The organism is Rhodococcus parequi (assembly GCF_046042785.1).
Lineage (GTDB): Bacteria > Actinomycetota > Actinomycetes > Mycobacteriales > Mycobacteriaceae > Prescottella > Prescottella parequi.
Genome location: NZ_JBDLNV010000006.1, coordinates 112718 through 133228 on the forward strand (window position 1 = coordinate 112718; position 20511 = coordinate 133228).

Annotated in this window: 19 protein-coding genes and 3 pseudogenes; 8 read left to right on the forward strand and 14 right to left on the reverse strand. The window is 68.7% G+C overall.

Going from position 1 to position 20511, the window contains the following annotated elements:
• Positions 1-1165 (forward strand): annotated as a pseudogene (locus tag ABEU20_RS17665) (acyl-CoA dehydrogenase family protein).
• Here the strand turns inward: ABEU20_RS17665 and ABEU20_RS17670 are convergent.
• From ABEU20_RS17670 to ABEU20_RS17685, 4 genes and pseudogenes are all read right to left on the reverse strand, one after another.
• Positions 1140-2212: pseudogene (locus ABEU20_RS17670) on the reverse strand (crotonase/enoyl-CoA hydratase family protein). The pseudogenes ABEU20_RS17665 and ABEU20_RS17670 overlap by 26 nt on opposite strands.
• A complete protein-coding gene (locus tag ABEU20_RS17675; RefSeq protein WP_420165690.1) occupies positions 2209-3867 on the reverse strand; it encodes an acyl-CoA dehydrogenase family protein in 1659 nt (552 codons plus the stop codon). Before ABEU20_RS17675 ends, ABEU20_RS17670 begins: the two are co-directional and overlap by 4 nt.
• A 6-nt stretch (positions 3868-3873) precedes the next feature.
• Entirely contained in the window at positions 3874-4680 is an 807-nt protein-coding gene (locus ABEU20_RS17680) for a crotonase/enoyl-CoA hydratase family protein (protein ID WP_420165691.1), read from the reverse strand.
• Positions 4681-4709: 29 nt separating this feature from the next.
• Positions 4710-5726 (reverse strand): oxygenase MpaB family protein, encoded by a 1017-nt coding sequence (locus ABEU20_RS17685; protein WP_420165692.1) that lies wholly within the window; start codon positions 5724-5726, stop codon positions 4710-4712.
• Positions 5727-5921: 195 nt separating this feature from the next.
• On the opposite strand from ABEU20_RS17685, the gene ABEU20_RS17690 reads away from it, so the two are divergent.
• The gene (locus tag ABEU20_RS17690) at positions 5922-6665 is read left to right on the forward strand and encodes a PaaX family transcriptional regulator (protein ID WP_420165693.1); all 744 of its coding nucleotides are present in this window, start codon (positions 5922-5924) and stop codon (positions 6663-6665) included.
• A 64-nt stretch (positions 6666-6729) separates the two neighbouring features.
• Positions 6730-7191 carry a PPOX class F420-dependent oxidoreductase gene (locus ABEU20_RS17695; RefSeq protein WP_420165694.1) on the forward strand — a complete coding sequence of 154 codons (462 nt, stop codon included), beginning with the start codon at positions 6730-6732 and terminating at the stop codon, positions 7189-7191.
• A 22-nt stretch (positions 7192-7213) separates the two neighbouring features.
• Here ABEU20_RS17695 and ABEU20_RS17700 read toward each other — a convergent pair whose 3' ends face one another.
• Complete coding sequence (locus ABEU20_RS17700) at positions 7214-7555, reverse strand: YciI family protein (RefSeq protein WP_420165695.1); 342 nt, start codon at positions 7553-7555, stop codon at positions 7214-7216.
• A gap of 50 nt (positions 7556-7605) precedes the next feature.
• On the opposite strand from ABEU20_RS17700, the gene ABEU20_RS17705 reads away from it, so the two are divergent.
• Positions 7606-8040 carry a hypothetical protein gene (locus tag ABEU20_RS17705; protein ID WP_420165696.1) on the forward strand — a complete coding sequence of 145 codons (435 nt, stop codon included), beginning with the start codon at positions 7606-7608 and terminating at the stop codon, positions 8038-8040.
• Positions 8041-8101: 61 nt separating this feature from the next.
• Here ABEU20_RS17705 and ABEU20_RS17710 read toward each other — a convergent pair whose 3' ends face one another.
• Positions 8102-8902: a DUF1206 domain-containing protein gene (locus tag ABEU20_RS17710; protein ID WP_420165697.1), complete on the reverse strand. Its 801-nt coding sequence runs from the start codon at positions 8900-8902 to the stop codon at positions 8102-8104.
• 165 nt (positions 8903-9067) lie between these two features.
• Here ABEU20_RS17710 and ABEU20_RS17715 point away from each other — a divergent pair, with 165 nt between their 5' ends.
• Both ABEU20_RS17715 and tgt read left to right on the forward strand, forming a co-directional pair.
• A complete protein-coding gene (locus ABEU20_RS17715; protein ID WP_420165698.1) occupies positions 9068-9907 on the forward strand; it encodes a class I SAM-dependent methyltransferase in 840 nt (279 codons plus the stop codon).
• Between the two features lie 44 nt (positions 9908-9951).
• Positions 9952-11217, forward strand: coding sequence for a tRNA guanosine(34) transglycosylase Tgt (gene tgt / locus ABEU20_RS17720; RefSeq protein ID WP_420165699.1), 1266 nt, complete (start codon positions 9952-9954; stop codon positions 11215-11217).
• On the opposite strand, the gene ABEU20_RS17725 is transcribed toward tgt, so the two are convergent.
• The 3 genes from ABEU20_RS17725 to gluQRS form a co-directional block, all read right to left on the reverse strand.
• Positions 11184-11936 (reverse strand): queuosine precursor transporter, encoded by a 753-nt coding sequence (locus tag ABEU20_RS17725; protein WP_420165700.1) that lies wholly within the window; start codon positions 11934-11936, stop codon positions 11184-11186. The two genes, tgt and ABEU20_RS17725, sit on opposite strands and share 34 nt — an antisense overlap.
• A 119-nt stretch (positions 11937-12055) precedes the next feature.
• A complete protein-coding gene (locus ABEU20_RS17730; protein WP_420165701.1) occupies positions 12056-13090 on the reverse strand; it encodes a DUF2189 domain-containing protein in 1035 nt (344 codons plus the stop codon).
• Between the two features lie 108 nt (positions 13091-13198).
• The gene (gluQRS, locus tag ABEU20_RS17735; protein ID WP_420165702.1) at positions 13199-14113 is read right to left on the reverse strand and encodes a tRNA glutamyl-Q(34) synthetase GluQRS; all 915 of its coding nucleotides are present in this window, start codon (positions 14111-14113) and stop codon (positions 13199-13201) included.
• A 211-nt stretch (positions 14114-14324) separates the two neighbouring features.
• On the opposite strand from gluQRS, the gene ctaD reads away from it, so the two are divergent.
• Positions 14325-16124: an aa3-type cytochrome oxidase subunit I gene (gene ctaD, locus ABEU20_RS17740; RefSeq protein ID WP_420165703.1), complete on the forward strand. Its 1800-nt coding sequence runs from the start codon at positions 14325-14327 to the stop codon at positions 16122-16124.
• Between the two features lie 20 nt (positions 16125-16144).
• Here the strand turns inward: ctaD and ABEU20_RS17745 are convergent, their stop codons facing one another.
• Complete coding sequence (locus ABEU20_RS17745) at positions 16145-16702, reverse strand: TIGR03086 family metal-binding protein (protein ID WP_420165704.1); 558 nt, start codon at positions 16700-16702, stop codon at positions 16145-16147.
• Positions 16699-17514, reverse strand: coding sequence for a helix-turn-helix domain-containing protein (locus tag ABEU20_RS17750; RefSeq protein ID WP_420165705.1), 816 nt, complete (start codon positions 17512-17514; stop codon positions 16699-16701). Before ABEU20_RS17750 ends, ABEU20_RS17745 begins: the two co-directional genes overlap by 4 nt.
• A gap of 78 nt (positions 17515-17592) precedes the next feature.
• Here ABEU20_RS17750 and ABEU20_RS17755 point away from each other — a divergent pair, with 78 nt between their 5' ends.
• Complete coding sequence (locus ABEU20_RS17755; protein ID WP_420165706.1) at positions 17593-18087, forward strand: COG4315 family predicted lipoprotein; 495 nt, start codon at positions 17593-17595, stop codon at positions 18085-18087.
• 48 nt (positions 18088-18135) lie between these two features.
• Here ABEU20_RS17755 and ABEU20_RS17760 read toward each other — a convergent pair whose 3' ends face one another.
• The 3 genes and pseudogenes from ABEU20_RS17760 to ABEU20_RS17770 all read right to left on the reverse strand — a co-directional run bounded on the left by ABEU20_RS17760 (position 18136) and on the right by ABEU20_RS17770 (position 20304).
• Positions 18136-18441 (reverse strand): MerR family transcriptional regulator, encoded by a 306-nt coding sequence (locus tag ABEU20_RS17760; RefSeq protein ID WP_420165707.1) that lies wholly within the window; start codon positions 18439-18441, stop codon positions 18136-18138.
• 114 nt (positions 18442-18555) lie between these two features.
• Positions 18556-19351: pseudogene (locus tag ABEU20_RS17765) on the reverse strand (SDR family NAD(P)-dependent oxidoreductase).
• Positions 19352-19383: 32 nt separating this feature from the next.
• Entirely contained in the window at positions 19384-20304 is a 921-nt protein-coding gene (locus tag ABEU20_RS17770) for an SDR family oxidoreductase (RefSeq protein ID WP_420165708.1), read from the reverse strand.
• Positions 20305-20511: the final 207 nt, after the last annotated feature.

Below are 20511 nucleotides of genomic sequence, written 5' to 3' on the forward strand. Positions count from 1 at the left end.
ATGACGATGGAGCCGCTGGACCTGTTCGGGATCGACGCCCTCCTCTCCGACGAGGAGCGCGACATCCAGGCCACGGTCCGGCGGCTCGTCGACGAGCGGCTGCGTCCACAGCTGCCCGAATGGTTCGAATCGGGAACGCTGCCACGGGAGATCGCGCCCGAGCTCGGCGGTCTCGGACTGTTCGGCATGCACCTGCACGGCTACGGGTGCGCCGGTACCAATGCGGTCAGCTACGGCCTCGCGTGCCTCGAACTCGAGGCGGGCGACAGCGGACTGCGCAGCTTCGTCTCGGTGCAGGGCTCGCTGTCGATGTTCTCCATCCACCGCTACGGCTCGGAGGAGCAGAAGCAGGAGTGGTTGCCGCGCTTGGCATCCGGTGAGGCGCTGGGCTGCTTCGGCCTCACCGAGCCCGACTTCGGCTCCAATCCTGCCGGGATGCGCACCCGCGCCCGCCGCGACGGCTCCGACTGGGTCCTCGACGGCACCAAGATGTGGATCACCAACGGCAGTCTCGCCGACGTCGCGACCGTGTGGGCGCAGACCGACGACGGCGTGCGCGGCTTCGTCGTCCCCACGGAGTACAGCGGGTTTCACGGCGAACACCGTGCACGGCAAGCTCTCGATGCGGGCGTCCGTGACATCCGAGTTGGTGCTCGACGGCGTCCGCCTGCCGGCATCGGCACAGCTGCCCGAGGCGCGCGGGCTGGGCGCGCCGCTGTCGTGTCTCAACGAGGCCCGCTTCGGCATCGTGTTCGGCGCGCTCGGCGCGGCCCGGGACAGCCTGGAGACCGCGATCGCCTACGCCGGAACGCGTGAGGTGTTCGATCGCCCGCTCGCCGGATACCAACTCACGCAGGAGAAGCTGGCGGACATGACCCTCGAACTCGGCAAGGGCATGCTGCTGGCGATCCAGTTGGGCCGCATGAAGGATCGCGGCGAGATCACCCCCGACCAGATCAGCGTCGGCAAGCTCAACAACGTCCGTGAGGCCATCGCGATCGCCCGAGAGTGCCGGACCATCCTCGGCGCCAACGGCATCACCCTCGAGTACTCGCCACTGCGGCACGCCAACAACCTCGAGTCGGTGCTCACCTACGAGGGCACCAGTGAGATGCACCTGCTGTCCATCGGCCGGGCGCTCACGGGTCACGCGGCGTTTCGCTGACGACTCCAGGCGCGTCCGTCGCGTCCGCACGCGTCGCTCCCGTGCGATCGCCGCCTCGTCTCGCATCACCGTACGGCCGGTCCCGTTCGTCCACAGCGTTGCGGAAACCGGTTCGAGCGGCGCGGCGTTGGAAGGCGTAGCCCTCGCTGGTGTGTCGAGCGATGCCGTCGAAGACGGTGCTGATCATGCCGGAGTTGGCCACACCCTGCGCGAGCAGTGCACTGTTGAGGGCCAGTTTCGTCATGATCAACTGATTGATCGGTACGGCGGCGATGCGAGCCAGGAGATCCTCGGTCCGCTCGTCGAGCCGGTGTGCCGGTGGAGCTTCGACGGCGAGTCCCCATTCCGCGGCCTGGGCCCCGGTGATGCTGTCGCCGGTCAGGAGCAGACGTTTGGCGCGCTGGTCACCGAGGCGATGGGCCCACATCCCCGCTGCCGGCACACCCCACACCCGCGTGGGCGGGTAGCCGATGCGGGTGTCGTCGGCGCAGATGATCTGGTCCGCGTACAGCGCGATATCGGTGCCGCCGGCGACGGCGAACCCGTGCAGCTTCGCGACCGTCGGCTTGTTCGCGTACAGGAGGCTGGCGAAGCCCCGATTGAAGCGACTCATCATCTGGTAGTCGATCGTGGGGTCCCAGGTGCCGGAGGGATCATGGTTACGTGCCTGCACCACGGGGTCGATCACGGTTCCGGTGAGATCGGAACGTTCCGCGGGGGAGCCGGCGTTCTCGGCGTACACGGACAGATCGTAGCCGCCGCAGAACCCCTTCCCGCGTCCGGACACGACGATGACGTGGACCCGCGGATCGAGATCGGCACGTTCCACCGCCGCTGCGAGTTCGACGGGCGTGTCAGCGGTGATGGCGTTTCCGTGTTCCGGGCGGTCGAAGGTGATCCGGGCGATTCGGTCGGTGACTCGATAGGTGAGGGTTCGATAGTCGGTGCTGTCGTCGGCTGCGGTCGATCGGCGAACTGCTCTCTGTCGGTAAGGGGTTCGCGCCATGCCGCGGGGCGGTCGCCGGCGCCGTCGTCGAACGCGGTCACCGGTGTGCTCCCGTCTTCGGAGTGGCGCGGGCGACGAGGGCGCGGATGTCGAGGCCCTCGGGCAGGGTCCCGAATACGTCGCCCCGGTCCCCGCCGAGGCGGGTGGCGGTGAAGGCGTCCGCCACCGCAGGATGGCCGAAACGTACGAGTAGCGAGCCCTGCAGAAGCGCGGCCATGTCACCCACGATGCGACGAGCGTTGTACTGCAGTGCGTTCGGGTCCGCCGGGTCGATCCCGACCAGGGTCCTCTCGAGTCGCGCCACCGCGTCGTCGAGTTGCCGGTCCACCCCCGCGGCGCTCTTGACCTCGTCGAGGAAGATTCCCAGCGTCTCCGGTTGCTTGGCGAAGGCGCGCAGGGCGTCGAGCGCCGCGACGTTGCCCGATCCTTCCCAGATCGACATCAGGGGCGCCTCCCGGTAGAGGCGGGGCATCCGCGACTCCTCGACATAGCCGTTTCCGCCCAGGCATTCCAGAGCCTCGGCCGCATGGATCGGACCGCGTTTGCACACGTGATACTTGGTGACAGCGAGACCGATCCGGCGGAGAAGCGCGGAGCGCTGGTCGCCGCGCACGGAACGATCGGTGAGTTCGGCGAGCCACAGCGCTGCGGTGGTTGCGGCCTCGGCCTCGACGGCGAGGTCCGCCAGCACGTTTCGCATCAACGGCTGTTCGTTCAGGGGCGCTCCGAACGCCGAGCGGTGGGCGGCGTGATGCGCTGCCTGCGCGAGGCCGGCGCGCATCGCGGTGGCGGTTCCCAGGACGCAGTCGAGCCTGGTGAGGTTCACCATCTCGACGATGGTCTTCACCCCGCGTCCCTCCTCGCCGACGAGCCAGCCGACCGTGTCGTCGTACTCCACTTCGCTGCTGGCATTGGAGCGGTTGCCGAGCTTGTCCTTGAGTCTCTGCAGGTTGAAGGTGTTGCGGGTGCCGTCGGGAAGGACCCGCGGGACGAGGAAACACGACAGCCCGCTCGGCGCCTGCGCGAGAACGAGGAAGATGTCCGACATCGGGGCCGAGGTGAACCATTTGTGGCCGGTGAGACGGTAGGTGCCGTCGGATCGGGGGAGGGCATCGGTGGTGTTGGCCCGGACATCGGATCCCCCCTGTTTCTCCGTCATCGACATCCCGGCGAGGAGGCCGCGTTTGCTCGTCGGCTCGCGCAGCTCCGGATCGTAGTGCGGCGCACACAGAAGTGGTTCGAACTGCGACGCCAGCGCGGGTGAGGTGCGCAGGGCGGGGACGACGGCGTAGGTCATCGATACCGGGCAGCCGTGCCCGGCATCCACGTGCCCCCACACGCTGAACTTCAACGCGCGGATCAGATGCGCGTCGGCGCGCGGATCCGCCCACGGGGCGGCGTGCAGTCCGTTGCGCACCGCGTGCTCCATCAGTCGGTGGTACGCCGGGTCGTACACCACCTCGTCCACGCGGTTGCCGTACCGGTCATGGGTGTTCAGGACCGGCGGATGGGCTTCGGCCAGGTCACCGAGCGCGAGCGCCTCCGCGGAACCGGCGAGCTCGCCGAGCTCGCGAATCTCCTCCACGGCACCGGGATCCAATCGGGATCTGCGTAGCACGTCGGCGATCACCGGCGAGTCGGTCCCGTCGACATCCGCGAGCGGTGGGACCTGATTGGTCACATGATGAGTAGGCACCGTCGGTTACTCCTTCTCCGTGTGGTCCGTCGATCGGTTCGTGAAGGCCCCGTGGCGCCCGGAGCCGGTGGCGAAACGCTGTGCGCCGGCGATTGCGTCCGCGGACACCGAGACGGCGCCGTGTCGGTACTCGTTGCCAAGGGCGGCGCTTTCGTCCAACCCGTCCTGTTCGAGAACCGACAGGCGGTCGTGCCTGAGGCACTTCTGCGGGAAGGCCGAGAGCTGGTGTGCCAGAGCGAGGGCCGCAGTCAACGCGTCTCCCGTGGGTACGACGCGGTTGACCAAACCCATCCGGAGGGCCTCGTCCGCCGTGACGGGTCGGCCTGTGAGGATCAGATCCATGGCGTGGCTCGTGCCGATGAGACGGGGGAGCCGGACGGTACCACCGTCGATGAGGGGTACTCCCCACCGTCGGCAGAAGACGCCGAGGATCGCATCCGCGGAGGCGACCCGCAGGTCGGCCCACACCGCCAGCTCCAACCCGCCCGCGACGGCGTGGCCGTCGATCGCGGCGATCACCGGTTTGGCGAGCCGCATCCGGGTCACCCCCAGAGGGGCATCCCCGTCGGGCCCGAAACGGTTGGGGCGTCCCGCGGCTATGGCGGCGAGATCCGCACCAGCGCAGAATGTTCCCCCTCTTCCGTGAAGAACGGCCACATCGGCGCCGGCGTCTTCGTCGAAGATGCGGAAGGCGTCGGTCAGCGCCTCGGCGGTGGTGCGATCGACGGCGTTGCGTACGTGTGGGCGATCTATCGAGACGATCGTGACGGGGCCGTCGTGGTCGACGGCTACGGGTGGTCGGGCATCGGTCACGGCTGCTCCGTTCGGACCGCGGCGGCCGTTCACGGGGCCTCGGTGTTCGGAAGGCCGGTGTCGGCGGCAGCTCTGGCGGCGGCCAGTCGTTCGCGGGAATAGAATGTTCGCCAGCCGGGCGTGCCGTAGCGCCTCCGGAGTCCGAAGTACACCGGCGCGAACGCGCCCGAGATCGGGCGGGGGACGCAGCGCCAGAACAGGGCGTGCAGCCGTCGCTCGAGGCGGTCGAGGCGGGTGACCCGCAGGCCCATGTCCGCATGGAATCGTTGCGGCACCCCGGCGAGGACGCCGACGCGGATCGTCCGGGTCGCCGGTAGGGAGATCAACCGCCACAGCGGCGTGGGGAGGCGGTTCCAACCGCGCGGCTTCGCGAGGGTCATCGCGTGGTCGACTATGAACCGGACCTCGGGGCCCACCACGAGCGTCTCCTCGACGATCGGTGTCCAGTACTCGACGAAGGCCGCGTAGGTATCGGGAAGGCTGCGCACGCCGTAGCGGCGACCGATCTCGTCGAGTGCCCGGTAGGCCTGTTCGCGCTCGTCATCGGTGCGGAACAATCCGAAGGCGTCGGCGATGGCCATGCCGCCCTTGAGGATCGATCCCCAGGTCCAGTTCCACACATCGTTGTTCCAGGCGTGGTAGCGGGAGCCGTCGGGCATGGTCCCGGAGATCGGGCGGTGCAGTTCGTGCAGCCCGTGTGCCACCTCGTCCGCCTCGGGACCTGCGAAGACGATTCCCATCACCATCTCGTAGGTGCTGATCAATCGGCGGGCGTTGGACTGCAAGTCGGGAAGGGTGTCCGTGCCGTTGAGAGCGCGGTCCTTCTCGCTGAGCACGTGGGCGATCTTCGGGTGCAGCGTCGGCATGATCAGCGCGGGGACGTTCGCGTAGAGCAACACGAGTGGATGCCCGGCGATCCACCGCCCGAATGTCCCCGGGGCGAGCGGATCGTCGGTGACGCTCGCGGGGCTTGCCCGGAGAGCGCGCGACGGTGCGGCAGGTGGTTCGACGCCGAGGCCGCTCGGCGTCACATTCGTTTCCGTCATGGTGGCTCCTGGATCCGTGGCGAATGGATGGGCGGCGTGCAGGGCGACGCCCGCAGCGGTCGAAACGGTCGAGGTGTGGCCCCGCCCGTCCGCTATCCCCTGTCACGCAGCGGCGACCACACGGACGAAGCGTTACACATACTCATCAGGTGACGCAAGAGTGTAATACCGCTGCTGGTGTAACGTCCGGACTCGATGCCCAGACCCCTCGTCCCCCCCGTTCCGGCCCGATCGGCGGTGTTGAGCCTGCTGCTCGGCGCGCAGCCGCCGACCCTGAGCGGTCGCGAGATCGTGGGCGCCATGGGGCTGTTCGGGATCTCGGAATCCACCACGCGGGTTGCGCTCTCGCGGATGGTCGCCAGTGGCGACCTGACGCGTCGCGACGGTACGTACACGTTGTCCGACCGACTCGCTCGCCGCCAACGGGACGTGACGGCTCCGGACCGCCGTGAGTGGACCGGTACCTGGGAGATCGCCGTCGTGACGACCACGGGACGGAGCGCTGCCGACCGCGTCGCGCTGCGCGGTGAGATGGCTCGCCAGCGGGTGGCCGAGCTACGGGAGGGCGTCTGGACCCGGCCCGCCAACCTCCGTCGGCGCTGGCCGGACAGCCTTCTCGCGGTGTCGACCTGTTTCGAGGCCCGGCCGCTCGACGACCCCGCCGCGCTCGCCGCGCGGCTCTGGGATCTGCCGGCGTGGTCGGCTCGCGGGCATGCTTATCTCGAGGCACTCGACGACGCGAGCGACGAACCGACCCGGTTCGTCACCATGGTCGCCGCCGTCAACCATCTCCAGACCGATCCGCTCCTCCCGGCCGAACTCCTCCCGGGCGATTGGCCGGCCGAGGCTCTCGATGCCACCTACGAGCGCTACCGCGAGTGGCTTGCGACGATGCGCGACAACCTGTCTGCGATGCCGCCGCACCGACCGGTGCGATGAGCCGGCCGCTGCCCCGCCGATAGGCTGGGAACGTACCCGGACCGTCCGACCAGGAGCGTGCGTCATGGCCGTCGCCACCGCCGAAACCGTCACCCGTGAACAATTGCTCGAATTCATCCGGCCCAGGCATCGCAGTGTGCTCATAACGCACAAAAGTTCCGGGGGACTGCAGATTTCACCCGTCACGTCCGGCGTCGACCAGGACGGGCGGATCGTCATCTCCACCTACCCGCAGCGGGCCAAGGCGGCCAACGTGCGCCGGGATCCGCACGTGAGCGTCTGCGTGCTCTCCGACGAGTTCAACGGGGCCTACGTCCAGATCGACGGCACGGCCGAGGTTCTCGACATGCCCGATGCCCTCGAGCCGCTCGTCGAGTACTTCCGGTGCATCTCGGGTGAGCACCCCGACTGGGACGAATACCGCGACGCGATGCGCAAGCAGGGAAAGAGCCTGATCCGGATCACCATCGACGAATGGGGTCCGATCGCCACCGGTGGCTTCCCGCCGCACCTCGCGCGCGACTGACGCGACTGAACGGTGCGCCCCGTCAGCTGGCGGGGTCGTACGCGAACGCGCGTACCTCCTGGGCGCACCGGCAGGCGGCGGCGAACCGCGCGGCCCAGTCCAGTGCCGCCTCGCGGGTGGGTACCTCCAGCACGGTGTAGCCGCCCTCGAGCTGCGTCGTCTGCGGGTAGGTGCCCTCGGTCACCGCGCCGTCCCCGTCGACCAGGACCGGGGGCACGCTCTCGTCGATTCCGCCGCCGAACACCCAGACGCCGGCCGCCTTGGCCTCCTCCACCACCGCGTGCGCCGCGTCCGCGACGACCTGCAGCTCCTCCGGTGGCAGGACCAGTGCGCCGCTCGGGAACGAGATCAGATACTTCGTCATCGCATCCATTCCTTCTTCTCGTCGCCGGGTTCGGACCTATCCTTGCCGATATGGGCGCTCCTGTGATGAAAATCGTTCGCCGACTGGCCGTCTGCGCCGGCGTCGGGGCCGGTGTGGTGCTGGCGCCGACCGCGATCGCGTCCGCGGCGGTGACCGTCCCGTTCCAGATCGCTCCGGCGCCGTACGGGAATCCGAACGGCAGCTTCGACGCGCCCGCGGTGCGTTGTGTGGCCGTGGTCGGCGAACAGCCCGGCACGATGACCGTCACCGGCGGCAACGACGGCGGGTGGGGCTGCCTGCTCTCGTCCGAGGTGCACTGGCTGAATCTGTCGACCGGGGCGTCGGGCTCGGCCCGATTGTCGGACGGGCTGAACGGAATTCCGGCCGCGGCGACCCTGCAGACCGGCCCCGGGCAGATCGCCGTGGCAATCCTCTCCGTGGCCGGTCCGATCACGCCGGGTGTCGGAACCTTCGCCGTGCCGTAGGGGGCGTCGGATCATCGGGCTGTGGAAGCCCGGCGCCCAGTCCGGTCGGGGCCCTGGCGGTTCACATCCGCCCGTAGCGCGCCAGGACGAAGCAGTAGGCGCCGTAGGCGATGATTCCGAGTCCGGCCGCGACGAGGAGAACCTGACCGAACGGGACCGTTCCCAGCGTCTTGACGGCGCCGTCCAGCCCGCTCGCCTTGGCGGGATCGGTCGTGAACGTGGCCACGATGACCAGGACACCCGCCCCGCCGATCGCCAGGCCCTTCGCGATGTAGCCCACCACGCCGAGGGGTGTGGCCACCCGGGGTAGTCCCGTCCGGTGCAGGTCGTCGAGGAACTTCTTCTTGCCGCCCTTGTAGACGTGGTAGCCGCCGATGCCGATGATCACCAGGCCGACGGCGACGAGAACTGCCTTGCCGCCGCCGGACTGCATCAACCGGGCGCTGAGGCCCACGTTCTGTTCGGAACTCGACTTTCCGCCGCCGCGGGCGAACTGGAACGCGGTGAAGGCCAGCGCGAGGTAGGCCACCGCGACGCCCACGGTCTTCGCCCGGTCCAGCGCGGACGGCTTCTCGACGTCGGACCGCTTCCCGGCGACGGCTTCCACCACCCGCCACGCGGCCAGGGCTGCCAGGGTCACGGCTGCCACCCACAGCGCGACGCGCCCGCCGGGCTGGGAGGCCAGGGTCGTGAGAGCCCCCGACTGATCGGCGGTACCACCGTTGCCGAACGCCAACCTGATGACGATGTAGCCGATGAGCAGGTGCACGACCCCGCTCGCGGCCTGGCCGACGCGAGCGATCTTCTCGAAGGCCGGGTGTTGGGCGGAATTCGCGGTTCCCGCCGGTGTGCGTGGTGTCACGCGAAGGCCTCCCTTTGTGCGGTGGTCCTTGACTCGAAAAAGCCTATCGCCGCACCGCACCGCGTGCCCGGGACGACCGGAACCGCACGTCACGAGGGTGGGGGTGGCGGAATCGTTCCCCCGGGGTGGGTTGTTCCGCCCGTCGGCCCGGCGCACGCTCGAAACATGAGCGAATCACTTGTAGCCAAGGAAGCCGATCGAGCACTCAAGGCCAAACACCGGGCGGTGTGGGCGGCGGGCGACTACGCGGCCGTCGCGGAGGACGTCATCCCCGAACTCGGCGCGGTGCTCGCCCGGGCATCGGGCGTCCACGACGGCCAGCGGGTGCTCGACGTCGGCGCCGGCACCGGCAACGCCGCCATCCCCGCCGCGCTTGCCGGCGCCGAGGTCGTCGCGTCGGACCTCACCCCGGAACTCTTCGATCGCGGTCGCGAACTCGCCGCCAAACGCGGCGCCCACCTCGAGTGGCAGCAGGCCGACGCGGAGGCGCTGCCGTTCGCCGACGACGACTTCGACGTCGTGTTGTCGTGCGTGGGCGTCATGTTCGCGCCGCACCACCAGGACAGTGCCGACGAGATGGTCCGGGTCTGCAAGCCAGGCGGCACCATCGGCCTGCTCAGCTGGACACCGGACGGTTTCATCGGCCGGATGTTCGCCGCGATGAAGCCGTACGCGCCGCCGCCCCCGCCCGGGGCGCAGCCGCCGCCGCGCTGGGGCGACGAAGCTCACGTGCGGGAACTGCTCGGAGACCGGGTCACCGACGTCGTCGCGCAGCGCGACACCGTCCACGTCGACCACTTCGACGGACCCGAGGCGTTCCGCGACTACTTCAAGGCCAACTACGGGCCGACGATCGCGGTGTACAAGGCGATATCCGACGATCCGGACAAGGTCTCGGCGTTGGATCGGGACCTCGCCGACCTGGCCCGACAGTTCGACGTCGGGGACGGGTCGTTCGCGATGGACTGGGAGTACCTGCTGCTCACCGCGCACGAGCGCGCCTGACCCGGAGGGGCGGTCCCGCGCCTCGGCTGTGACACCATGGCCAGGTGAGTGATGTTGTGCCGACCCCGCCCGACCCGTTCTTCACGGTGGGCACCCGCCTGCCCGACCGGTTGGGCCGCACCGGCACCATCCACACCCCGCACGGGGACATCCGGACCCCGGCGTTCATCGCGGTCGGCACCAAGGCCACCGTCAAGGCGGTGCTGCCGGAGTCGATGAAGGACCTCGGCACGCAGGCCGTGCTCGCGAACGCGTACCACCTGTACCTGCAGCCGGGCTCCGACATCGTCGACGAGGCCGGTGGCCTCGGCAAGTTCATGAACTGGGACGGCCCCACCTTCACCGACAGCGGCGGCTTCCAGGTGATGTCGCTGGGCGTCGGGTTCAAGAAGGTGCTCGCGATGGAGGCCGTCGGCGTGCAGTCCGACGACGTCATCGCCGAGGGCAAGCAGCGCCTCGCGCACGTCGACGACGACGGCGTCACGTTCAAGTCGCACCTCGACGGCTCGGCGCACCGGTTCACCCCCGAGGTGTCGATGCAGATCCAGCACCAGTTGGGCGCCGACATCATGTTCGCGTTCGACGAGCTGACCACGCTGCTCAACACCCGCGGCTACCAGGAGCAGTCCGTCGAGCGGACGCAGGCGTGGGCGGTGCGCTGCATCGCCGAGCACGAGAAGCTCACCGCCGAGCGCGCGCACCGCCCGTACCAGGCGCTGTTCGGTGTGGTGCAGGGCGCGCAGTACGAGGACCTGCGCCGGCAGGCGGCCCGCGGTCTCGAGACCATCACCGGCGTGAGCGGGCGCGGCTTCGACGGCTACGGCATCGGCGGCGCGCTCGAGAAGCAGAACCTCGGCACCATCGTGCGCTGGGTCAACGAGGAACTGCCCGAGCACAAGCCGCGGCACATGCTCGGCATCAGCGAACCCGACGACATGTTCGTCGCGATCGAGAACGGCGCCGACACCTTCGACTGCGTCAACCCGTCCCGGGTGGCCCGCAACGCCGCGATCTACCACCCGGACGGCCGCTTCAACATCAACACCGCGCGGTTCCGCCGGGACTTCACCCCGATCGACGACGAGTGCGACTGCTACACGTGCGCCAACTACACGCGCGCGTACATCCACCACCTGTTCAAGGCGAAGGAGATGCTCGCCTCGACGCTCTGCACCATCCACAACGAGCGGTTCACCGTGCGTCTGGTGGACCGGATCCGGGAGAGCATCGAGGGCGGCTACTTCGACGAGTACAAGGCGGAGATGCTGGGACGGTTCTACGGCAGCAAGCCGTCCTCGACGGGCGCATAGGTCGGTTCCCGCTTCTTCACGTGCCCGATCACGCGGTACGTCACCGGCATCACGAGAATCTCGACGAGTGTCTTCCACACGAAGCCGATGATCACGTAGTTGACGAAGTCGTCCCACGTGGAGATGCCGATGGCGCCGGCGGCGATCGAGCAGAAGATCAGGGTGTCGGCGAACTCGCCGACGACGGTCGAGCCGATCAGTCGAGCCCACAGGTGCTTCTCCCTGGTGCGCTCCTTGATGAGCACCAGCACGGCCGAATTCAATAGCTGGCCGACGAGGTAGCCGGCGAGACCGGCGATCAACAGGCGCGGCACCACGCCGACGACGGCGTCGAACGCGGCCTCGTTCTCGTAGAAGTCGGCCGACGGGAGCTGCTGGGTGAGCCAGAAGCTGATCGCCGCCAGCAGCAGCGAGCCGAAGCCGATGTAGATCGCGCGGCGGGTGGCCTTGAAGCCGTACACCTCGCTGAGGACGTCGCCGACGACGTACGCGAGCGGGAAGAGGAAGAATCCGCCGTCGGTGATGATCGGCAGGACCTGGAAGGGGCCGACCGAGACATCCTGGTCGACGAAGAACGCCACCCCCTTGGTGGCGCAGATATTGGAGATCAGCAGAGTCGCCGTGAACAGGGCCACCAAAGTGGCGTAATAGCCGCGGTGGACTGGGGCGAAGGACGCCGGATCTGACGCGTGGGGCGGGGACTGTACTGGCTCTGTCACCGCGCAATCCAAGCATCCGGGGCGGTGTGACGCCGATCCGCACCCCGGCCCCGCCCGTTTTGCGCACTTATCGCGACGCTGGGGGTCCCCAGGACGCGATAAGTGCGCAAAACGCGGAACTACGGGGCGACGGGACCGCCGACCGTGACGCGGTACGCGTACGTGGACGCGATGATCGAGACGGGCACGGTCACGAGCAGACCGACCAGGCACAGCAGCACGCCCAGGATGTTGAGGAAGAACAGCGTGATCGCCAGGAGCAGCAGCATGCCCCAGTTCGACGAGATCGCGCGGAAGCTCGACTTGATCGCGGTGATCGCATCCTGGTTCTGATCGACGACGAACTCGAGCGTCCACCAGGTCAGGAACATGAGGATCAGACCCGGAATGACGAGCAGGACGAAACCGATCGCGGTCATCAGACCCACCAGGAAGCTCGCGATGATGATCGCGCCCACGTTCTTGAACTCGAAGAACGACCCGAAGGCGGGAGGACGGCCGTCGACCTCGTGGAGCGCGCCGCGGATGAGAGCGGCCGAGATCAGATAGCCGACGATCGCGGTGACGATGTTGCCGATGATCTGCCACACGCTGAACGACGACGCCGCGAGATCACTCCAGTCCTCGAACTCGCGGTTGCTGCCGAAGCTGAAGGGCAGCGACACGGCGACGGAGATCAGGAAGGCGATGACCAGGATGCCGATCCAGACGCCCGGATTGGCCTTGTACCTGTTCCAGCCGTAGGAAAGGGCGGCGCCGACCGACACCTCGGAGGGAGGCGGACCCGCAGGGCGCTGTCCGTAGCCGGAGTCGTACGCCGGCGGGGGCGGCGGGTAGCTGCCGGGCGGCGGCGGAAAGCCACCGGCGGGCGGGTAGTTCCCCGGCGGGGGCGGGTAGCCGCCACCTCCACCACCCGGACCGGGCGGCGGGTAGTTCCCCGGCGGGTAATTTCCCGGCGGGGGCGGGTAGCCGCCACCCTGGCCCGGAGGCGGCGGGTAGCTGCCGGGCGGCGGGGGGTAGTTGCCGGGCGGCGGGGGAGGCGTGGCACCGGGCGGGGGCGGGTAGTTCCCCGGAGGAGGCGGCGTGCCGCCCTGCTGCGGCTCGTTGTTGCCGCCCTCCGGATTCTGGTTCGGATCCTGTCCACCACTGGTCATGTGTGTACCTGGTTCTCGTCGTCGGGGTATTGCTCACGGCGATGATGAATCTCTCGTCCGTGACCCTACGTCGCGAATGGTCTGTTTGGTGGGTGGGTCAGGGGAGATTCACGTGTCGTAAACCCAGGGATCCAGCGAGAGGGCTTTCGGATCCCAGCGATCGAGAAGTTGCGGCAGCGTCACGTTCTCGTCGTCGTCGGCCATGTGCAGCGATCGCGCGAGCATGCCCAGCACGTCCTGGGGGCCGTGCCCCAGCGCGGCCTGGTCCGCGAGGGTCACCGCGCCGTCGCGCTTCGCGAGTCGCTTGCCTTCGGAGTTGAGCGCCAGCGGTACGTGCGCGTACGTCGGCGCGGGTAACCCGAGAAGCCCGGCGAGGTAGGCCTGCCGCGGAGCGGACGACAGCAGATCGTCGCCGCGAACCACCTGATCGATGCCCTGCGCGGCGTCGTCGACGACGACCGCGAGGTTGTAGGCGGGAATGCCGTCGCCGCGGCGGAGCACCAGATCGTCGACCGTCCCCGTGTAGTCGCCGTGCAGGATGTCGTGGACGGTGAACTCGTCGGTGCCCGCGCGCAGTCGGATCGCGGGTGGACGTCCACCGGCCCTCCGTTCGGCGCGCGCCTCGTCGGACAGGTTCCGGCACGTGCCCGGGTAGGCGCCGGCCGGCGCGTGCGGCGCCGACGCGGCCTTCAGGATCTCCTTGCGAGTGCAGAAGCACTCGTACGTGAGACCGGCGCGCTGCAGGCGGGCGATCGCCGCGTCGTACAGCGGTAGGCGGGCCGACTGGTACTCGACGTCGTCGTCCCAGTCGAGGCCCAGCGCGGCGAGGTCGGCGAGCTGGCGGTCCGCCGCCCCGGGCCGCACCCGGTCGAGATCCTCGACGCGGACGAGGAAGCGCCGACCGGTGGATCGGGCGAAAAGCCACGCCAGCAGGGCCGTGCGGAGATTGCCGAGATGCAGGTCGCCGGAGGGGCTGGGAGCGAATCGTCCCCCTTGTGTCGATGGGTCGACCAGTTTCGGCATTGCTGCAGCTTATCGAGGTCGTGGTGGTTGCTTTGCGTCCGGTCGAGGTGGACGAATCCCGTAGCCAAGGGTGGTCCGGGGGGCGTAGCGTCCACAGTGCTGAGCTTGTGCCGGTTGCCGTCCTGTCAGTCGAAGCGTCGAGCAGACCGTGGCCGGTCACGCCTGGACGAGGGAGCGCGCCCCATCGCGTGGCGTGCGGTCAGGAGGACCGGTGGCCACCGTCGCATCCGAACCTGTTGCCGTTCGCCCCTACCCGCCGAGGTTCGCCCGCAAAGGCGCTCTGATCTATCGCGCGATCACGACGACGGATCCCAAGGTGCTGGGGATCATGTACCTGATCACGTCGTTCGCGTTCTTCATGTTCGGTGGGCTGCTGGCGTTGCTCATGCGCGCCGAACTCGCGCTGCCCGGGATGCAGTACCTGTCCAACGAGCAGTACAACCAGCTGTTCACGATGCACGGCACGATCATGCTGCTGCTGTATGCGACGCCCATCGTCTTCGGCTTCGCGAACTACATCCTGCCGCTGCAGATCGGCGCTCCCGACGTGGCGTTCCCCCGGCTCAACGCGTTCAGTTACTGGGCGTACCTGTTCGGCGCCCTCATCGCGTCGGCGGGCTTCATCACTCCCGGCGGCGCCGCCGACTTCGGCTGGACCGCGTACACGCCACTGAGCGACGTCCTCCACTCGCCGGGAATGGGCGCCAACCTCTGGATAATGGGTCTGGCCCTCAGCGGCCTCGGCACGATCCTCGGCGGGGTCAACATGATCACCACGGTCATCTGTCTGCGGGCCCCCGGCATGACGATGTTCCGGATGCCGATCTTCACGTGGAACATCTTCATCACCAGCATCCTGATCCTGGTGGCGTTCCCGATCCTCACCGCGGGGCTCATGGGGCTGTTCGCCGACCGGGTGGTGGGCGCCAACGTCTACGACCCGGCCACCGGCGGTGTCCTGTTGTGGCAGCACCTGTTCTGGTTCTTCGGGCATCCCGAGGTGTACATCGTGGCGTTGCCGTTCTTCGGCATCGTCTCCGAGATCTTCCCGGTGTTCTCCCGCAAGCCGATCTTCGGTTACACCGGACTGGTGTACGCGACGATCGCGATCTCCGCGCTGTCCGTCGCGGTGTGGGCGCACCACATGTATGCGACGGGAGCGGTGCTGCTGCCGTTCTTCTCGTTCATGACATTCCTCATCGCGGTGCCGACGGGCGTGAAGTTCTTCAACTGGATCGGCACGATGTGGAAGGGGCAGTTGACGTTCGAAGCGCCGATGTTGTTCGCGGTCGGCTTCCTCGTCACGTTCCTGTTCGGTGGTCTCTCGGGTGTCATCCTCGCGAGCCCGCCCCTCGACTGGCACGTCACGGACTCCTACTTCGTCGTGGCGCACTTCCACTACGTGCTGTTCGGCACGATCGTGTTCGCCACGTATGCGGGCATCTACTTCTGGTTCCCGAAGATGACGGGACGGTTCCTCGACGAGCGTCTGGGCAAGTGGCACTTCTGGTTGACGTTCATCGGCTTCCACAGCACCTTCCTGGTGCAGCACTGGCTGGGCGCCGAGGGCATGCCGCGTCGCTACGCCGACTACCTACCGAGCGACGGCTTCACCGTGCTGAACTCGGTGTCTACCGTGGGGTCGTTCGTCCTCGGTGCGTCGACGCTGCCGTTCCTGTGGAACGTCTTCAAGAGCTTCCGCTACGGCACGGTCGTCACGGTCGACGACCCGTGGGGCTACGGCAATTCGCTGGAATGGGCCACCACCTGCCCGCCGCCGCGGCACAACTTCACGGAGCTGCCCCGGATCCGTTCGGAGCGACCGGCATTCGAGCTGCACTACCCGCACATGATCGAGCGAATGCGGGCCGAGGCGCACATCGGGCCGGGGATGGCCAAGCAGCAACTGACCGAAGTGACCGAGAGCAGCGACCGGGAGGCCGACAGCGACCGCAAGCCGCCGCCCGAGGAGGAACGCCGCCATCCGTCCCGGCGCAGCGACGACACATGACGCGGCCGCGCCCGGTGCGGTCAGGCGCGGCGCCCCAGCGTGGCGAGCGTGCGGGTCTGCCGATCGGCGTCGTCGGGCACGTCCACCGCGGGGCCGCAGACCCCGTCCGTGCGGATCGAGTCACCCAGTTGGGCGACGACGGCGTCGAGCAGGTCCAGGTCGGTGTCCGGAACGGTCTCGTCCAGGCCCGCCGCCCGGGCGATGTCCCAGCCGTGGGCGACGAGGTCGAAGCAATAGAAGGTGCGCATCGTCGCCGCCAGATCGGTGCGCCCGAAGTGCCCGTCGTACTCGAGCGACGCCTTGGCGGGATCGTCGAGGATCGCCTGCACCGCGTCGCGGGTGTGCCGCCAGGCCGCGGCCGGATCGTCCGTCACGGACGGGCCGTCCGGGAGCGACAGGCCGACGACGCCGACCATCCGGGTCTGCGTCTCGACGACGTGGGCGACGACGTCGCGCGTGGTCCAGCCGTCGCACGGCGACGGTGCGTCCCAGCGGTCGGCCGGCACCGCGTCGACGCGGTCGCTGAAGGTGGCGGCCAGGCGCCGGTACAGGTCCGGGGTGGATTCGGTAGTCATCATGCGGCCGATTCTCCGTTCGTCGCGGTGGTGAGGTCTTGTACGGATCGGACGCCGGCGTCGAGCACCGACGCCTCTCCGTGCCAGTCGGGGGCCTCGCTCTCGAGCAGAGCGGTGGGCGTGAGCGTCGCGATGCGGCGACATTCGCGGGACAGGTGGGCCTGGTCGCTGAAGCCGGATTCGGCGGCGAGGGAGGCCAGTCCGCGGTGGCGGCCGGCGCGGGCCAGCGTCATGAAGCGTTGCAGGCGCAGGATCGAGCGCAGCGTCGACGGCCCGTACCCGAACGCCTCGTTGCAGCGGCGGTGCAGTTGCCGGCTGGTCATCGCCGCTGCATCCGCCAGGCTCTCGACGGTCCACGACCGGGCGGCGAGGGCCGAGGTGATCCGGGCCGCTAGCGGGTCGGGGTCGTGTCGCGCGGTGAGCCACTGCCGGCCCGTGTCCTGCAGGATCGTCAGCCGTTCGGTGGTGTCGACCGCGTGCTCGAGCCGATCGACGAGGACCCGTTCGGCCGCCGTGCCGAGCACGTCCTCGAGCGAGACGCGGGTGTCGCGGATCTGCGCGGCCGACGTCCGCAGTACGTGCGGCGCCGCACCCGGACGGAACCGGATCCCGAAGGACTCGCTGCCCGGCGGCAACGTGAACGACCACGCCGACGTCTCGGGTCCGCAGATCCGCACGCCGACACCCGCGATCCACAGCACGTCGACGCAACCGTCCGGCACCAGCAGGTGCCGGCCCTCGGCGCGCGCGGACCACGCGCACACGAGCGCCCCGGACAGGTCCGGCGCCACGGCCGTCGGCGTGTACCACCCCATGACGCTCAGGGTAGGAGCGACCACCGACAGTCCGCGCCCGGAACGGGCCGGATCGGACACAGGGACGGGAGTAACTGCATGAGAAGAATCCTGGGGATCTCGCTCGCCGCGGTAGCGGTGGGCGCCGCGCTGGTCGGCTGCTCCGACAGCGACGATTCCGGTCCCGTCCCCGATTCGACGACGATGCCGTCCACGGTGCCGGCGGCCGGACCCGTGCTGACGACGGGGGAGTCGAGCATCGGTCAGGTCGTCGTGAACGTCGACAACATGACCGTCTACGCCTATGACCGCGACGAGCCCGGCACCAACGCCAGCGCGTGCGACGCCGTGTGCCTGCAGATGTGGCCGCCCGTCACGACCGACGAGTCCCGGCCCGAGATCGCGGGCGTCTCCGGCGTGATCGGCACCATCCCCGGCCCGCAGGGCGGCAAACAGGTGACCGTCAACGGGATGCCGCTGTACCTGTTCGCGGGCGATCCGCGGCCGGGTTCCGTTGCAGGGCAGGGCATGGACGACCTGTGGTGGGCGCTCAACCCGGCGGGAGAGAAGATCACCAACGCCCCCGGTGGGTGAGCGTCGGTTTCAGCGGTCGGCGTCGTCGAGCAGCGACCGTCCGTCCGGCTATCCCGCCCGTCTCACCTGCTGCTCGGACCGGAGCATCGCATTTTCCTCTCGGAGTGTGCGATTGACGCTTTCGAGTTCGAGGATTTGTTTCACGCCGGTGAGGTTGACGCCGGCGTTCACGAGTTCGGTGACCCGGCCGAGCACGTCGATGTCCGCCTGGCTGTAGCGGCGCGTGCCGCCCGCGGTGCGTTGCGGTGTCACCAGGCCACGCTGTTCGTACAGTCGCAGAGTCTGCGGGCCGATGCCCGTCAACTCCGATGTCACCGAGATGCCGAACACCCCGCGCGAGCGATCCGAGGACAAGGTCGACCTCCTCTCGAATGGCTCCATAGGAAAACCGTAGCAGTACAAACGTCAACTATTTGGGCAACAGCTGCCGTCCTCCGGTGCCTCGTCGGCGGCCGCGCTGCCGCGGGGTCAGCCCGACGGTCGGGGTTTCGCGAGAAACTTGTGGGCGGCCGCCTTGACGGACACCGGGAGGACGGCGCCGGCGGCCGCGAGCGCCTTGGATCTCAGCGACGCGGCCACGACCTTTCGTCGTCCCAGCTGCATCGCGTCGTAGCCCTGCCGCGCGACGTCGGCGGGGTCGTCCTTCGGCATGCGGCCCATCACGGAGTCGTCGAGTCGCGCCCGCCGGAAGAAGTTCGTGTCGGTGGCGCCGGGCATCAACGAGGTGACGGTGATCCCGGTGCCGGACAACTCGGACCACAGCCCGGCGGAGAACGACTGCAGAAACGCCTTCGAGGCGTTGTACACCGTCTGATACGGCCCCGGCAGTGTCGCCGCGACGGACGAGGTGACGAGCACCTTGCCGTCACCCGCCCGGGCCATCGCGTCGAGAACGATCTTGGCGAGATGGACGGTGCCGCGCACATCGAGGTCGACGATATCGAGGAGATCGGTCACATCGGTGTCGACGAACGTGCCGCCGCGGCCGATACCGGCGTTCAGTGCCGCGGCCGCCGGCGGGCGTCCGTCCGCGGTCAACACCTTTTCGACCGTCTCGACACCGGCGGGTGGGTGTGCGGAGGTCGGCCACGACCGCATGGATCCTTCCGGGTCCCGAGGAGATCTCGGCGACAACCGATTCGAGGTCCGGCTGCTCCGCGACGGCGACGACGTCGTACCCGTCGTCGACGAAGAGCTTCGCCAGTTCCAGTCCGATGCCGCTCGAGGCGCCGGTGACCAGGGCGAGTGGGTTGCGAGTCGTCATCGGAAGGCTCCTCCGTTGCGGGTCCGAACGGCTCACGGCGACGGCATGCCGCCGTTGACGTGAATGGTGGAGCCGGTGACGTAGCTCGACTCCGGCGAGGCGAGGAAGACGTAGGCGGGGGCGAGTTCGGTCGGCTGGCCGGCACGTCCCAGCGGGGTGCTGTGCCCGAACTGCGGCAGCGCCTCCTTCGGCTGGCCGTCGCTGGGCTGCAGCGGCGTCCAGATCGGTCCGGGTGCGACGGCGTTGACGCGAATGCCCCTGTCGGCGAGCTGATTCGCCAGGCCCTTCGTGAAGTTGTTGATCGCGGCCTTCGTCGACGCGTAGTCCAGGAGCGTCGCGGCCGGCATGTACGCCTCGACGGAGGTCGTGTTGATGATCGAACTTCCCGCGGGGAGATGCTCGAGTGCGGCGCGCGTCGTGCGGAACATCGCCAGAATGTTCGTCTGGTACGTCTGCTCGACCTGTTCGTCGGTCAGCTCGTCCAGGCTGTCGGCGACGATCTGCTTGCCCGCGTTGTTGACGAGGATGTCGAGTCCGCCCAGTTGCTCGGCCGCGTCGTGGACCACCTGTCGGCAGTAGGCGGCATCGGTCAGATCGCCGCTCGACGTGACCGCCTTCCGTCCGCCTTCGGTGATGATGCGGGCCACGTTCCGTGCGTCGTCCTCCTCGGCCGGGAGGTAGGCGATCGCGACGTCCGCGCCCTCGCGTGCGAACGCGATTGCCACCGCGGCACCGATGCCGGAATCCCCTCCGGTCACAAGCGCTTTGCGACCTTCGAGGCGACCGGTCCCGCGGTAGGAGAACTCACCGATGTCGGCTCGCGGCAACAGGTCGCTGTCCAGTCCCGGTTCGGGCTGATGTTGCGGGGGAGGCTCGATGGCCGGGTACCGGGTCACCGGATTCTGGAAGAAAAGCTGATCGGTCCGCGTGGTGTCGGCATCGGCGTCGCCCACAGGATCTCCCTCCGTCGTGCGGCCGCCGGCGGCGGCCCCGTCGCTCGTCCCTGGGGTAATGCCCCAAGCGTGCGTGCAGTAAACGCGCGGCGGCGGGACGCGGGGTCGGCGGCACGGCGGACCTGCACGGGGGTCGAGAGAGAAAAAGCCCCCGATCTGCGAACGTTCTCGCAGATCGGGGGCTTTCCGTGGCGGAGGATAGGGGAT

Coding starts and splice junctions, on each gene's coding strand:
- ABEU20_RS17685 (WP_420165692.1), bottom strand. CDS start 5,726: ATGACGGAAACGAATGTGACGCCGAGCGGCCTCGGCGTCGAACCACCT.
- ABEU20_RS17690 (WP_420165693.1), top strand. CDS start 5,922: ATGCCCAGACCCCTCGTCCCCCCCGTTCCGGCCCGATCGGCGGTGTTG.
- ABEU20_RS17695 (WP_420165694.1), top strand. CDS start 6,730: ATGGCCGTCGCCACCGCCGAAACCGTCACCCGTGAACAATTGCTCGAA.
- ABEU20_RS17700 (WP_420165695.1), bottom strand. CDS start 7,555: ATGACGAAGTATCTGATCTCGTTCCCGAGCGGCGCACTGGTCCTGCCA.
- ABEU20_RS17705 (WP_420165696.1), top strand. CDS start 7,606: ATGGGCGCTCCTGTGATGAAAATCGTTCGCCGACTGGCCGTCTGCGCC.
- ABEU20_RS17715 (WP_420165698.1), top strand. CDS start 9,068: ATGAGCGAATCACTTGTAGCCAAGGAAGCCGATCGAGCACTCAAGGCC.
- ABEU20_RS17730 (WP_420165701.1), bottom strand. CDS start 13,090: ATGACCAGTGGTGGACAGGATCCGAACCAGAATCCGGAGGGCGGCAAC.
- gluQRS (WP_420165702.1), bottom strand. CDS start 14,113: ATGCCGAAACTGGTCGACCCATCGACACAAGGGGGACGATTCGCTCCC.
- ABEU20_RS17745 (WP_420165704.1), bottom strand. CDS start 16,702: ATGATGACTACCGAATCCACCCCGGACCTGTACCGGCGCCTGGCCGCC.
- ABEU20_RS17750 (WP_420165705.1), bottom strand. CDS start 17,514: ATGGGGTGGTACACGCCGACGGCCGTGGCGCCGGACCTGTCCGGGGCG.
- ABEU20_RS17755 (WP_420165706.1), top strand. CDS start 17,593: ATGAGAAGAATCCTGGGGATCTCGCTCGCCGCGGTAGCGGTGGGCGCC.